The 14153-nt window shown below is 67.2% G+C and carries 11 protein-coding genes; 2 read left to right on the forward strand and 9 right to left on the reverse strand.

Going from position 1 to position 14153, the window contains the following annotated elements; all coding sequences use genetic code 11:
- A partial coding sequence (locus ON04_RS00075) for a hypothetical protein (RefSeq protein ID WP_033443903.1) occupies positions 1–870 on the forward strand: 870 nt, incomplete at its 5' end.
- A gap of 275 nt (positions 871–1145) precedes the next feature.
- Here the strand turns inward: ON04_RS00075 and dnaB are convergent.
- The 5 genes from dnaB to ON04_RS00100 form a co-directional block, all read right to left on the reverse strand.
- Positions 1146–2972 carry a replicative DNA helicase gene (dnaB, locus tag ON04_RS00080; protein WP_010539522.1) on the reverse strand — a complete coding sequence of 609 codons (1827 nt, stop codon included), beginning with the start codon at positions 2970–2972 and terminating at the stop codon, positions 1146–1148.
- A 460-nt stretch (positions 2973–3432) separates the two neighbouring features.
- The gene (rplI, locus tag ON04_RS00085) at positions 3433–3885 is read right to left on the reverse strand and encodes a 50S ribosomal protein L9 (RefSeq protein WP_010539523.1); all 453 of its coding nucleotides are present in this window, start codon (positions 3883–3885) and stop codon (positions 3433–3435) included.
- Between the two features lie 111 nt (positions 3886–3996).
- Positions 3997–4572, reverse strand: a complete 576-nt coding sequence (locus tag ON04_RS00090; protein WP_010539524.1) for a single-stranded DNA-binding protein — start codon at positions 4570–4572, stop codon at positions 3997–3999.
- A 91-nt stretch (positions 4573–4663) separates the two neighbouring features.
- Positions 4664–4951 (reverse strand): 30S ribosomal protein S6, encoded by a 288-nt coding sequence (gene rpsF / locus ON04_RS00095; RefSeq protein ID WP_010539525.1) that lies wholly within the window; start codon positions 4949–4951, stop codon positions 4664–4666.
- 147 nt (positions 4952–5098) lie between these two features.
- Positions 5099–5359, reverse strand: coding sequence for a LuxR C-terminal-related transcriptional regulator (locus ON04_RS00100; protein WP_010539526.1), 261 nt, complete (start codon positions 5357–5359; stop codon positions 5099–5101).
- Positions 5360–5535: 176 nt separating this feature from the next.
- Between ON04_RS00100 and ON04_RS00105 the strand changes: the two genes are divergently transcribed.
- The gene (locus tag ON04_RS00105) at positions 5536–9366 is read left to right on the forward strand and encodes an nSTAND1 domain-containing NTPase (RefSeq protein WP_141564564.1); all 3831 of its coding nucleotides are present in this window, start codon (positions 5536–5538) and stop codon (positions 9364–9366) included.
- 26 nt (positions 9367–9392) lie between these two features.
- Here ON04_RS00105 and ON04_RS00110 read toward each other — a convergent pair whose 3' ends face one another.
- The 4 genes from ON04_RS00110 to ON04_RS00125 all read right to left on the reverse strand — a co-directional run bounded on the left by ON04_RS00110 (position 9393) and on the right by ON04_RS00125 (position 14024).
- Entirely contained in the window at positions 9393–9584 is a 192-nt protein-coding gene (locus ON04_RS00110; RefSeq protein WP_010539528.1) for a hypothetical protein, read from the reverse strand.
- Positions 9581–11164 (reverse strand): glycosyltransferase family 87 protein, encoded by a 1584-nt coding sequence (locus ON04_RS00115; protein ID WP_010539529.1) that lies wholly within the window; start codon positions 11162–11164, stop codon positions 9581–9583. Before ON04_RS00115 ends, ON04_RS00110 begins: the two co-directional genes overlap by 4 nt.
- Before the next feature lie 23 nt (positions 11165–11187).
- Positions 11188–13449: a transglycosylase domain-containing protein gene (locus ON04_RS00120; RefSeq protein WP_010539530.1), complete on the reverse strand. Its 2262-nt coding sequence runs from the start codon at positions 13447–13449 to the stop codon at positions 11188–11190.
- A 176-nt stretch (positions 13450–13625) separates the two neighbouring features.
- Complete coding sequence (locus ON04_RS00125) at positions 13626–14024, reverse strand: DUF5318 family protein (protein ID WP_029457366.1); 399 nt, start codon at positions 14022–14024, stop codon at positions 13626–13628.
- Positions 14025–14153 lie beyond the last annotated feature (129 nt).

Genomic DNA, 14153 nt, shown 5'->3' on the forward strand with positions numbered 1-14153 from the left:
AATCCGTCACCGCGGGCACCACACATGGTCGACGGCCGGTACTACGGGCGAGGAGACAAGACCAATGTGACGCTGTCCCACGACGACGTGATGCGACACCACAGACGCCTGCTAAGCGACCGGTCGGATCTCCAACTGGAGGCGAAGGGACTCCTGGATGAGATCGACCCGACGGCCTCACTGATTGCCTTGATCGCCGACCCCATTGGATTACGGGACGACCTCCTTGTCGAGCTCACTGACGATCCCAACTGGGAAAACCAGGTGGCAGCGATTCTCCAGCAAGCTGATCAGACAGTGAAGGGTTCCGACTACCCTCCGTACATTCGTGCGACCGGGTTTCAACGGCGGGCCGAGGGGGTCGCTGTTACCGATGGGATGCACAACGCCACCAGGGAGTTCAATGGAGACGGCCGCGCTGCCGAGCTCGTATTCCACGAGACGGGCCGGCTGACACTGATAAGTGAACGTGCAACGTTCATGCACACGCGGCCCGTTCAACCGGAACCACCGGCGGCGAAGCTGATTTTCGAAGAGTTGATCGTAGCCAAGACTGCAATTTTAGTGGCGGTGACTGCTGCGACAGCGAAATTAACGCAGTACCACGGGTCCTGGCGGTTTGCGTTGTTGGTCCGCGGGTTGAAGGGGGGGTCGGCATGGATTCTCGCGGATAGCTTCGGGTTCTCCAATGGCTCCGGATACACCGCTGACACCTACGCGAGAGAGACCGAAGCGGCGTTTGCGGAAATCGCTACCGATCCGAATGCCGTCGCGAGGGACCTCACTATGCCGCTTCTGCGGAGCTTGGGTGTTCACACCCATAGCAAATTTCAGTGGATACGGAACGAGCAGGCACAGGAGAAGCACTGAAGCACCAGTGCACCAGAAGCGGATGGGGGGTCTAGAGGCCAACCGCCCCGCTGGTCGGCAATTAGGTGCTGTGCCACGGGTGCGCCCCTGCACCGGTGGGTACACGATGCCCTGTTCGGCTAAGTGCCGGGACCAAACGCGTACCGCAACAGAGGGAGGAATCCTGCACTTTCAGGCGATTCTCAGTAGTCCCAACTGATCCCATCATAACCGGCCCAAAATCCCAGAATCCCAAGATTTCGGCCCAAAATCCCAAGTTTCGTCTTGCGCGGCAGCTACAGCCCCCGCGCCATGTCCACGAACCGCGAGTAATGCAGCTGGTGCGCCACGGTGATGGTCGAGGTGGGACCGCCACGGTGCTTGCCCAGGATTAGGTCGGCCTCGCCGGCGCGCGGGTCATCACGCTCCGAGGCGTCGGGGCGGTGCAGCAGCATGACGATGTCGGCGTCCTGCTCCAGTGAGCCGGACTCACGCAGGTCGGACACCTGCGGTCGCTTGTCCGTTCGCTGCTCGGGACCACGGTTCAGCTGCGAGATCGCGATCAATGGCACATCGATCTCCTTCGCCAGCAGCTTGAGCTGACGTGAGAACTCGGAGACCTCCTGCTGACGGGACTCGACCTTCTTGCCCGAGGACATCAACTGCAGGTAGTCCACCACGATCAGACGAAGGTCGTGCTTCTGCTTGAGCCGCCGCGCCTTCGCACGGATCTCCATCATGGTCATGTTGGGCGAGTCATCGATGAACAGCGGCGCCTCGGAGATCTCGCCCATCCGGCGGGCCATCCGGGTCCAGTCCTCGTCGCTCATCTTTCCCGACTTCATATCGGAGAGCTTCACCCGAGCCTCGGCGCTCATCAGACGCATCACGATCTCGGTCCGGCTCATCTCCAGTGAGAACAAGACTGACGCCAGTCCGTGCTTGATGGAGCAGGAGCGCATGATGTCCAGCCCGATAGTGGAGTTGTGGGTCGGGATGGCGGTGGGGCCGGCCAGGTACAGGTGATCGGCGGCGGCCACCTCGATGCACCTGACCGGAACACTCGCCGCACTGCGCACATCGGTGATGAGCCGCGGCGCGCGACCGGAGTCGGCGTGCTCGGGCACGACTATCCCGAAGTCGCAGACCAGCATCAGGGTGTCGAGCGACTTGGTGGTCACCACCTGCTGGGTGCCACCCATCTCGATGCGCCACTCGTGCTCGGCATCGGCGACAAGCTCGGTGCCGTCGTCGAACCGCACGGTAAAGCAGGGACGATCCTGCCATACCTCGGTCACGGCCACGACCTCGGTGGGTTGCCCGTCCGCGCCCAGGACGTGATCGCCCACGGCGACGTCGCGCATCGTGGTCGTGCCTCCCGGGGTGGGCAGGACGGTGTCGAGGGCCAGCGCCTTACCCACGCCGGGACGCGCGGCGATGATGATCATCTGGCCGCCGTGCAAACCGTTTGTGACGGCGTCGAGGTCGGCAAACCCGGTGGGCACACCCTGCGAAAGACCACCGGCGGTGTGGATGGCGTCGATCTCGTCCATCGTGGGCTGCAGGAGCTCCTCGATGATCACGTAGTCCTCGGTGGTGCGGCGCTCGGTCACCTCGAAGATCTCGGCTTGTGCTCGGTCCACCACCTCTGCCACATCCGCGCCTTCGGAACCGGAGTAACCGAACTGCACGATGCGGGTACCGGCGTCCACGAGTCGACGCAAAACCGCCTTCTCGGCAACGATCGCGGCGTAGTAGCCGGCGTTGGCGGCAGTGGGGACAGTGGAGATCAGGGTGTGGAGGTAAGGCGCACCGCCCGCGCGGCGGAGGTCGCCACGGCGATCCAGCTCCGCGGACACGGTGACGGCGTCCGCGGGCTCACCGCGGGCGTAGAGGTCCAGCACAACGTCATAGATCGCCTGGTGGGCCGGCTTGTAGAAGTCGCCGGGCTGGATCTCCTCCACCACGTCGGCGATCGCGTCCTTGCTCAGCAGCATTCCGCCCAACACGGACTGCTCTGCCACGAGATCCTGGGGCGGAGTACGGCCGAACTCACCGCCGCCGCCACCTTCTTCCGGCGGAGGCGCGAAATCGCCGGGACCGTCAAACCCTCCCTGCGTCATGACCGCTCCTCTCCGCTTTCAACTCGCACGCATCTTGCTCGCCCACGCCCGAGCGACCACTCCACTGTAGGGCACCGCACCGACACGCCCGGCGTGCATCCCACCGAGTTATCCACAGGCTTATCCACAATCGCGAGTGGGTGCCTGTGGACAACTGTGGATGGTTGGGGATTGCCGGGCCGTTACGCAGGGCCGATAGGTGTATCACTGTGGACAACTAGTGGAATCTCCAGGACGTCCTCGGTAAAACCCCAGGTCATCCTCATCTTTGCTGGTGACGACGCCAGTGGAGAACGATGCATAGCACGTCACGTTCCGGGACACAATGGGTAACGAAAGATGAACGGCCGAGATCCGAGAACCCACGTGTCCCTAGGTATCCCACGAAGTTATCCACAGGTCGTCCACAAAGGCGAGGGCCCCGGCCGTCGTGGTGACGACCGGGGCCCTACACGGTGAATCAGGCGGAGACAACCTCCACCGCGACGCGCGCGGTGGTGTCATGCCCCAGGTCCACGACGACGCTGTGGGAGCCGGTCGCCTTGATGTGCTCCTTGGGCATCGCCACGGCGCGCTTGTCGAGCGTCGGTCCGCCGGCGTTCTTGATGGCGGAGGCGACGTCGCCCGCGGTGACCGAGCCGAAGAGCTTGCCGGTGTCCGAGGTCTTGACCGCGACCTTGACGTCGGCGAGCGACTCGAGCTTCTGCTTGAGCTCGTTGGCGTGGTCCGAGTCGCGCACCTCACGGGCATCGCGCGCCCGCTTGATGGACTCGATCTGGCGCTCGGCGCCCGGGGTGGCCACGATGGCCATCCCGCGCGGGAGCAGGAAGTTACGTCCGTATCCGCCCTTGACCTCGACGATGTCGCCCGGAGTTCCGAGCTTGTCGACGTCGGCGGTGAGGATCAGCTTCATGATCCGTCTACCTTTCTTTCCTCCGACGGAGCCGACTTGGGCCGGACAGTCGCGAGGTCATGTCTCATGCTTATGGGGTGAGGCGTGTTCCGCCCCGGGAAATCAACCCGATCAGAACGGTGGCTCATCGTCCATGCCGCCGAATCCACCGGAACCGCCGGCCTGCGGGGCGCTGCCCCACGGGTCGTCGTTCTGCTGACCGCGACCCTGGCCGCCGCCGAATCCGCCCTGCGGCTGACCCTGCGGCTGACCGCCGCCCTGGAATCCACCGCCGCCCTGCTGGCCGCCGCCCTGGAAACCGCCCCCGCCGCCACTCTCGCGGTTGGTTCTGGTCACCTTTGCGGTGGCGTACTTGAGCGACGGACCGACGTCATCAACCTCAACCTCGTACACAGTGCGCTTCTCGCCCTCACGGGTCTCGTACGAGCGCTGACGCAGCCGCCCGTTCACGATGACCCGCATGCCCTTTTGCAGGGACTCGGCCACGTTCTCGGCCGCCTGGCGCCAGACGTTGCAGGTGAGGAACAGGCCTTCGCCGTCCTCCCACTGATTGGTCTGGGAGTTGAAACGACGCGGCGTCGAGGCGATCCGGAAGTTCGCCACCGCGGCACCCGACGGTGTGAACCGTAGCTCGGGGTCCGCGACGATGTTCCCGACCACGGTGATGGGTGTGTCACCCTGTGCCATGCGCTTCTCCTCCGTGTTGAAGCCTGAGGTGGATGGTGATCGAAGGCCGACCTACCGCTCCTAGATTAGCGGGGCGGTCGGACACTCCGGGTCACTTGTCGGCTCGGAGCACCTTGGTGCGGATGACGCTCTCATTCAGCCCGAGCTGACGATCCAGTTCCTTGACCGCGTCCGGGTCGGACTTGATCTGGACGACGGCGTAGATGCCCTCGGCCTGCTTGTTGATCTCGTAGGCAAAGCGACGCTTGCCCCAGACATCGACCTTGTCGACCGATCCGCCCTCTTGCCGGATCACGTTAAGGAACGTGTCCAGCGACGGCGCCACGGTGCGCTCGTCGAGACTCGGATCGAGGATGACCATTACTTCGTATTGACGCATGGGACCTCATCACCTCCTGTGGACTACAGATTTCGGCCACGGTGTCTCCGTGGCAGGAGGGTCGTTGCGTCGGCAACCCCAGAAGACTACCGCGCGTGACCTCGGAGGACATAATTCCGTCCGACCGGAGCGAGCAGGTCCCGCTAGCTACAGGTCGGCGAGCGTGAGGTACCCATCCTCCACCGCGCGCAGCAATAGCCGCACCTTCGTGCGAGCCGGCCGGCCCACCGCGTCGTACTTGGAACGCACCCGCTGGATGTATGTACTGACCGTGGAGTCCGCCAAGAACAGTCGCTCAGTGACCTCGCGCTTGCTGTCCGAGGCAAGCCAGGCGATCAACACCTCGACCTCCCTGTCGCTGAGGTCGGGCCGGGTCGAGCGTGTCCGGAGCGGGATCGTGGCGGTCATGGAGTCCTCCGTGAGATGAAAGTGAACTCATCCTGCACCCGACGTCCCGGACGGTCCCGCCACCCGGAGTTGTCCGTACAACTCCGTACGGGAACGTCACACGTTTACCTGAAACACCAGCATCTACAGCACGAATAACTCCCGTACGCCGCATTCGGGATCGTACGATATTGACTGTGAACATCACGGGCGCGCCTTCTGATGGCGCAGATGGACAATCAGTCGCTTCTCAGGTTCGTACTCGAGAGGAGCTCGGCGCCGCCCTCACGGCGCTCCGGGTGGCCGCCGGACTGTCCGTCCGCGACGTCGTCCGGCTGATCCCCTCGCTCTCGTTGGGCACCGCCTCGGGATGGTTCTCCGGCCAACACGTCCCCACCCGCGCCAGCGAAGCGACTCTCGTCGCCCTGCTCGAGTTACTCGGAGGCGGGGAGTCACTCGACGAGTGGCGCTCGGCGGTCGAGCGGGTCCGGAGTCGGCCGGGGCCCCGCCGTCCCGCCCGTCGCGGTCCCGCCGGGTCCGACCTTCCGACACCGCAGCCCCCCGTGCCCCAGCCCGACGACACCGGCAGCCCGTACGTCGGCCTGCGCCCGTACGTCCGCGCCGACGCGCCCCTGTTCCACGGCCGTTCTGTCGCGGTGGAACAGATCCTGCGCCGGGTCGCCGAGCCCCGTGACCGCCCGCTCGTGGTGGTGGGGGCCTCCGGGTCGGGCAAGTCGTCGCTGCTCGCGGCCGGCACGGCGCCACGCTGGGTGGCCGACGGTTCGACCGTCTCCATAGTGCGGCCGGCCACGCTCACGCCGGAACTCCTCGCCTCACCGGGCTATCTGGTGGTGGACCAGCTCGAGGAACTCTGGACAGGCGACGTCACCGGCCCGCATCGTGCCGCCGTCCTGACGTCACTGGCCGACCGTGCCGCCGCGGGTCTGATCACGGTCGTGGCGCTGCGCGCCGACTTCTTCCAGGCCGCCCTGGGACAGCCCGTCCTCCGAGACGCACTCGATGATCCCGTGGTGCTCGGCCCCCCGAGCCGGGACGAGCTCACCGAGATCATCCTGGAGCCCGCCCGCGCACTGGGTTACACGGTCGAGCCGTCACTGGTGAACCTGCTGCTCGACAGTGTGGCCCCCGCGAGCACGACCGCGAGCGGATCGACTGAACGATCCCTGCTCCCCCTGCTGTCCCACGTGTTGCTCGTCTGCTGGGAACGCAGCCGCCGTCGTCGCATCACCGTGGACGATTACTACGCGTCCGGCGGCGTCGAAGGCGCCCTGCGCGCCTCCGCCGAATCCGTCTATCAGCAACTCGACGCGGCACAGCGTGCGTCGTGCAGGACCCTCTTCCTGCGGTTGGCCGATGTCCGGTCCGCGCGGATCGTCCGTCGCCACGCCCCGCTCGCCGAGCTGACGGAAGACCTCGTCGTCGTCGCCACCCCCTTCGTCAACGCCGGCCTCCTGACCGTCGACGACGACTCCATGACCCCCACCCACGAGATCCTCTTCTCCTCCTGGCCACGCCTGGTCGACTGGATCGAGGCCGACCGCGAGGGCCTCCTCGTGCTCGCCCGCATCCGCGCCGGCGCGGCCGACTGGGAGGCCCACGACCGTGGCGACGCCGCACTCCCGACCGCGTCCGCGACCTCCGAGTACATCCGGTGGAGGGACGACGACGACGAGGGCGCGAACTCCCACCTGGCACAGTCGGAACTTCAGTTCCTCGAAGCCGCGGAAGCTCACCACCAGTCGCTTGCCCGGCGGGACCGCAGTCGGATCCGCGCGCTGACCTCGCTCGCCGCGTCGTTGGCGATGGTGACCGTGTTGGCCCTGGTCTCGACCGCATTCGCTCTCCACGCCACCTCGGACGCCCGCGAGACCCGCGACGTGGCACTGTCCCGCTCCGGATCGGTGTCCTCGACCGTCGCGGTCACCCGCGACCCCGCACTCGGTCGCGCACTGGCGCTGGCCGCGTACCGAATCCATCCCACCACCGAAGCGCGGTCCGCGCTGCTCAACACCAGCCGGGCCGGAGTCCCGCTGCGATTCCCTGCCGCGCCCGGAACCGGACGGGTTGTGGGCCTGCCCGCCGCCGACGAGTTTGCGTCCGTCAGCTCCGACGGGGTCCTCCGGCTGTTCCGCGACGATCAGGCGGGGCCGATGGCGTCCCTCACTCTCGGAGAGGGTGACCGGCCCGAACTGTACGGCGTCAGCATGTCACCGGACGGCACCGTCCTCGCCGTCTCCGGCCAGGGCGGCGTCTACCTGATAGACGTGCGCGAGGCGGCTGAGCCCACCCTTCTGGCGACCCTCGCGGGGGACGACGGACCGTTCCACTCCGTGGCGTTCTCCCCCGACGGATCCACTCTCGCTGCGGGCACCGGCGACGGCCGCGTCCTGCGCTGGCCCCTGGCGCCGCGGGACGGTACGCCGTTCGTCACCGATCAGCGGCCCCGAATCGCGATCCCCGATCCCGGTGGCGCCGAGGCCAAACCCATCGAATCGCTGGCGTGGCTCCCCGATGCACGAACCCTGCTGCTCGCCAATCGCACCTCGGGGGTCAAGTCCCTGCTCGACGCCAACGCGGAGGGCGCCGGCCGCCGTGGGCCCGCGCTCGACACCGGGGAGGTATCCCTACCGCTGTCCCTGGCGGTCAACGAGGACGGCACGACGATCGCCGCCGGCACCACAGGTCGGTCCATCCACCGCTGGCAGATCAACGGCAACAGTCTCGACGGCGCCCGCGCCCTCCCCAAACTGGAGGGGTTCAACGCCTACGTCAACGACGTGACCTACGACGGCCAGGGCAGACTCGCCGCCGCCGGCTCCGACGAACGACTCCGCGTATACGACCGCAGCGGGGCGATGCTCACCGAATTCCCCGCCTCACAGGTGGCCACCGGTGTCGCTTTTGCAGGCGACTCGCACCTCGTCTCCTACTCCGTCGACGGGATAGTGCGCTTCTGGCCCCTCGATCGCCTGGGCGCCGCCGCCGAGTCCAACTCCATATTCCAGACGGCGTCCTCGGCCGACCGGGCCACCGGCGTGCTCGGCGTCACCGCGTCGGAACTGCACTACACCGTCGTCGACACCACCGGCCCCGCCCCGCGGGAGACCGGCCGCGTGGTCCCCGCCGAGGGCACCCGTTTCTCCGGCTCGGTGGCCATGTCCCCCGACGGACGGACGGTGTACTCCGGGCTCTCCGACGGCGGCATCCAGATCTTCACCGCCCCCTTCGAGGCCGCCACCGAACCGGTCGCGAGTCTGCCCGTCACCGGCGGAGTGGTGGTGGCCAACCCGCTCAGCCCCGACGGGCGGACCCTCGCCGTGTGCTCTGACACCAGCCCCAGCCTGGGCCTCGTTGACGTGACCGACCCAGCCGAGCCGGAACTGCGCGTGACAGTTCCCCTGCCCGACCCGTGCGTGGTGGCCGAGTTCTCCTCCGACTCCGGGCAACTCGTGGTGCCGACCCTCGGCCCCGAGACGATGATCTTCAACACCACCGACCCCAACCGCCCGTCGATCGCGCACCGCCTCGTCACCGGGATCGGGGCGTCCCCCTCCGCCGGGTACGCGCACGGGGCGCCGCTGCTGGCCACCTCCGGCGGAGACGAGACCGTCCGCCTGTGGGATGTCTCCGACGCATCATCACCCCGGGAGCTCTCCTCGCTGCCCGCCCCGCCCGGTGAGATCTACTGGACCGCGTTCTCCGCTGACGATCGCCTCGTCATGCTCACCTCCAGCACCGGCCAGATCACCGTGGTGGACGTGGCCGATCCGCAGGATCCGAAGCCCTTCGCCGTGGTCGGCTCGACCACCGACCCGTTGCTTTACCAGGGGCGCAGCGCGTCTCCGACCGGCGGACTGCTCGCCGTGGGCGTGGAGGGGGCCATGTGGATGTGGCAGCTCGACCCCGACCGCGTGGTGAGCGAGGCCTGTGCCGGCGGAATCCAGCTCACCGGCGACGAATGGGAGCGCCACTTCCCCGACACCGAGCCGTTCGAGCTCTGTGACTGAGCTGCGATCCGAGGCGGCCCGTCACATCAGCCGGGCTGCAGTCCGATCGTCAGCGCCTGCGACACCGGGATCACGGTGAGGAACAGGAACGCCACCACCAGCCAGCCGATCCACACCGGCTGCCGCCACCCCGCGCGGTAGCCCCCGGCTGCGGTCAGCATGCAGACGAAACCTACGAAGATGCACGCGAACATCCAGATCATGGCGTTGGTGGTCATCGGACTGGGTCCTCCTTGTCGAGACCGTCACCGTGATTTGTAGTGACGGCAGCCTTCCGTGGCCTCGGCGGCGTGACCAGCGGTTCGGTCGGATCCGCCAGCGTTCCGGCCAACGGATCGGGCCCCTCGGGCATCCCCTGGTGCGCCATCCGGACGAGATCGCGGTGGGGCCGGTAGATCTCGTACACCACCACCGCACAGACCGCCACGACGAGCAGATCGCGGATCAACACCAGCGGGTGGAAGAGCTCCGGCCCGATCCCCTTGTTGGCCGCTCCGTGGAAGTACGACATGTGGGCGACCCACAGCAGTGCATCGAACGCCATCCACGTCAGGAGCAGCCAGACCCTGGGTACCGCCAACACGGCCAGCGACACCAGCCACAGCGAGTATTGCGGGCTCCACACCTTGTTGGTGAGCAGGAACAGCGCCACGATGAGAAACGCCAGTTGTGCGATCCGGGGCGTGGTGCGAGCCGTGAGCCCGATGACGAGCACCGCCACGCACCCGAGCGCGAACAGCACCAGCGACACCAGGTTCAGGGTGGCCGGCGCCTCGCCGGCCGCACGGCCCGCGTCGAAGCCCTCCCACACGGTCAGGGCCTGGATTGCCGAGTAGATGCTCTCGGGGTTCGCGGGTCGGTCCGAGTTCAGACGGAAGAATTCTCGCCAGCCCTGCGGGAACGGGATCATGACGGGCAGGTTGACCGCCAGCCAGGCCACCACGGCCGCGCCGACGGCCTTGGCCAGGTCCGCGAACCGTCGACGTCGGATGGCCACCACGAGTAGGGCCCCGAAAAGGAACAACGGATAGAGCTTGGCCGCCACGCCCAGTCCCAGGACCACGCCGGCCCACACGGGCCTGCTGCGCGACCACAGCAGCAGCGCGACGGCGGCCAACGCGATCGCCATGAGGTCGTAGTTGGTGAACGCCTGGAAGATGACGAGCGGGCTGGCGGCCATCATCAGCGTGTCCCACGGCCTTCGGCCGGCGGACAGGTAGGTCGCCCACACGGCGATCATCCACATGAACGCCAGCAGCACGCTGCCCAGGACGAAGTACTTCACCACCTCGATGGGCCCACCGGGGAAGACCGAATGCCACGCCTGCGCCGTCTGCGCGGTCACGTACTGGAACATCCCTGACAAAACCGGGTACTCCATGTACCGGACCTCGCCGCTGTCGGTCACCCACATGTACTTGTACGGCAGGGCGCCGGTGTCCAGCCCCTCGGCGGAGTAGAGCGGTAGCGGGTCGGCATAGCAGGCCTTGTAGTACTGCCGACCGTCCCAGTTGAGCCCCGGCTGCGACCCGTCAGTGGGATGGGTGGTCTCCAGGCATCCGGCCTTGGAGAAAAAGCCGAAGGCCAGAAAGATCACAGCGAACATCATGATCACTCGCAGCGGCGTCCAGAACCGCTGACGCCCCACGGCCGCATGCCTGCCGACGGGGCCGCCCCACGCCTCGAGGGCGTCGGCACCTGCTCCGTCGGCGGGGCGGACCCGCTCCTGCGGCTCGAGCGAACGCAGATCGTCGTCGAGCGGCAGCGGGGAGAGTCGACCGTTGCTCAGCACGGTCACACCCTAGTTCACCGGGTCAGCGGTCAGCCCCCACCGTCACCGTCGCCACCACCGGTGCCTGCACCTTCACCGGTTCCACCACCGGCAGCTCCGCCACCTGGGACCGGGGCCGGCTCGGGCGCGGGGGGCTGGGCCGGTCCGCCCATGCCGGGGATGACGATCTCCGGCAGTCCGGGGACCTGGAGGGTCAGCGGGCCGGGTGCCTGGGGGGTGGGGGCGGGCTCGGCCTGGCTGGGTGCCTGGGTGGGCTGCGGGTAGTACGTCTCCTCGGTGTACTGCGACTGTCCACCGCTGGTGCCCGAGCCCTCCCACTGCGTGACACCGGCCTGACCGCCGATGTAACCGGGCTCGGGGAAGCTCTCCCACTCGGTGCCGGAGAGGGCCCCGTCCATGGCCGCTTTCCAGATGTCGGCCGGGGTGGTGGCGCCGTACATCGTGCCGCCGGCCGCGGTGAACAGCGGTTTGTTGTCGTCGGTACCGACCCACACCGCGGTCGCGTTGGACGGGGTGTACCCCACGAACCAGGCGTCCTTGTTATAGCCGGTTTCCCCGAGCTGGGTGGTGCCCGACTTGGACGCGGACGGTCGTCCGCCGGCCAGCGTGTGACCGTTGGAGTAGGCGGCGATGGGCTGCATGGCGGACGTCAGGTTGTTCGCCACGTCGGCGTCGACGACCTCCTCGCCCTCGATCGACGAGTTGTCCAGCAGGACCTCGCCGTCGGCGGTCTCGACCTTCTCTATGAAGTGGGTCGGGCGGTGAACGCCTTCTGCGGCGAAGGTCGCGAGTCCGGTGGCCATGTCACGAACGCGGATCGGGTACTGGCCCAGAATGAGACCGTCGTAGGGATCCTCGCCCTGCTCGGTCAACGTTTCCCAGGGCAGGCCCGGGATCTCCTTGGGAATGCCGACCCGGTGCGCCATGTCGCGGACGTCGTTGGCACCGTTGTCGAGCATCCGCTGAATCCGGATGAACGAGGTGTTGAGCGACATCTTCAGCGCCTGGGCGATCGAGCAGGTACCGCAGCTCTGACCGCCGACGTTGGTGACCGTGATGTCACCCGTGGTCACCGGGGCGGACGAGACCTGGGTACCCAGGCCGATCCCCTGGTCCAGGGCCGCGGCCACGCCGAAAATCTTGAACGTCGAACCGGTCTGGAGCGGCGCGTTGGCGTAATCCCAGCCCTCGGCCTCCTCGCCGCCGTAGTAGCCGATCACGCCGCCGGTACGGGGATTGACCGAGACGACGGCCGCGCGGTTGTCCGAGCTCTCGCCCTCCATGTAGGTGCGAGCGGCGTCGACCACGGACTCCTGCGTCTGCGGGTTGATCGTCGTGGTGATCTTGAGCCCGCGGGTGTTGAGCATCTGCTCGTCGAGCCCGGACATGGCCAACTCGGCCAGCACCTGCCTACGGATGGGTCCGTTGGTGGGATCGCCCACGTTCTGCTCGACCGCCTGCGGATCCTCGACCACCTGCGGGAACGAGGCGTTGCCGCGCTGCTGGGCGTCGATGGCCCCCATCTCGCGCATTCCGTCCATGACGTAGTTCCAGCGCGCCTCAGAAGCCTCAGGACTATTGAGCGGATCCAACGCTGACGGCGACTGGATGACGCCGGCGAGCAGCGCTCCCTCCTCGACGGTGAGAGCCTCGACCGGCTTGTTGAAGTACGCGGTCGCGGCCGCGCCGATGCCGTATGCGCCACGGCCGAAGTAGATGGTGTTGAGGTAGGCGCCAAGAATCTGATCCTTGGACCATTCCTGGGTCATCTTGGCGGCGATGATGAGCTCTTTGGCCTTGCGCTCGTAGGTGGGAGCATCGCCAACCATCGTGTTCTTGACGTACTGCTGGGTGATGGTGGAGCCGCCGCCCGCGCTGTCCTCGCCGGTGACCTGACCGATCACCGCTCGCCCGATGCCCGTGGGGTCGTAGCCCTCGTTGGTGTAGAAACTACGGTCCTCCGCGGCGATCACGGCGTTGCGGACGTGCACCGGGATCGCGTCGATCTCGACGAGGGTGCGGTTGCCCTCCGGCGGGACGATCCGGCCGATCATCGTGGTGCCATCGCTCTGGTAGATCTCGGAGATCTGGTTGGTCTGCACGCTTCCGGGACTGGGGATCTCAGTGCGGCTGTAGGTCACGCCCACGATGATGAGGGGGATGACGATGACGACGACGGCGAGGAGGATCACCGTCGTCCAGACGGGGTGGCGACGCGCCCAACCAGTCCGCTCCGAGGAGTCTCCACCGCCCTCGTCGGCGGTCCGACGCGTCCTGTCACTCTGCGACATCTTCTACCCTCCTGCGAGCAGATCCGACCGGCCCGGGCGACCCCCGGCAACGGTGCTCTGGCGACCATTGTGTACGAAAATGGTCCCGACTCTGAACTCACGAGGACCGCGGGGCGCGCCGGAGGCGACTCCGGATCCCGCCCATACCCGGTGCCGGACCCCCTGCAGCGAGGGCTTCAGCCCTGCCTGCGGAGCTCCCGGACCGCCCGCCGGACCCGCTTGCCGTCACCATCTGGAAGTCCCACATCGTAGGACTCCACGAGGTGGTTCCACGAACAACTGCGACATACCTCCACCACGTGGACGGTGAACGCATCGTGTGTCAGCGCGAGTTGCGCGATCTCGTCCAGCCCGCGGGCGGACCCGGACGCCGTGCCCAGATCGTCTCCGAAGACCCACGAGACCTCGGTGAGGTGCTCCTTTCGGCACACCGGGCAAACCGTCTCGGTCACGGCCCCATGGAAGCCCGCCGCACGGAGCAGATAGACGTCGGCGTCGCACACCTCACGCAGTGACAGCGCGCCATCGCGCAGGTCCGACAGCACGCCGCGTCTGCGCAACGCGAAGTCCACCACCCGTCGGCGCTGCAGCGCCGCGCGGCCGGTGGAATCTCCCGGCCCCGGCGGGGCGCCGGGTCGAACGGAGCGGTGATCGGCCTGGTCCACACGACCAGCCTACGACCCCGACGGACCCGCGGGGAGGCA

The organism is Dietzia alimentaria 72, from assembly GCF_000226215.1.
Lineage (GTDB): Bacteria > Actinomycetota > Actinomycetes > Mycobacteriales > Mycobacteriaceae > Dietzia > Dietzia alimentaria.

Coding starts and splice junctions, on each gene's coding strand:
- dnaB (WP_010539522.1), bottom strand. CDS start 2,972: ATGACGCAGGGAGGGTTTGACGGTCCCGGCGATTTCGCGCCTCCGCCG.
- rplI (WP_010539523.1), bottom strand. CDS start 3,885: ATGAAGCTGATCCTCACCGCCGACGTCGACAAGCTCGGAACTCCGGGC.
- ON04_RS00090 (WP_010539524.1), bottom strand. CDS start 4,572: ATGGCACAGGGTGACACACCCATCACCGTGGTCGGGAACATCGTCGCG.
- rpsF (WP_010539525.1), bottom strand. CDS start 4,951: ATGCGTCAATACGAAGTAATGGTCATCCTCGATCCGAGTCTCGACGAG.
- ON04_RS00100 (WP_010539526.1), bottom strand. CDS start 5,359: ATGACCGCCACGATCCCGCTCCGGACACGCTCGACCCGGCCCGACCTC.
- ON04_RS00110 (WP_010539528.1), bottom strand. CDS start 9,584: ATGACCACCAACGCCATGATCTGGATGTTCGCGTGCATCTTCGTAGGT.
- ON04_RS00120 (WP_010539530.1), bottom strand. CDS start 13,449: ATGTCGCAGAGTGACAGGACGCGTCGGACCGCCGACGAGGGCGGTGGA.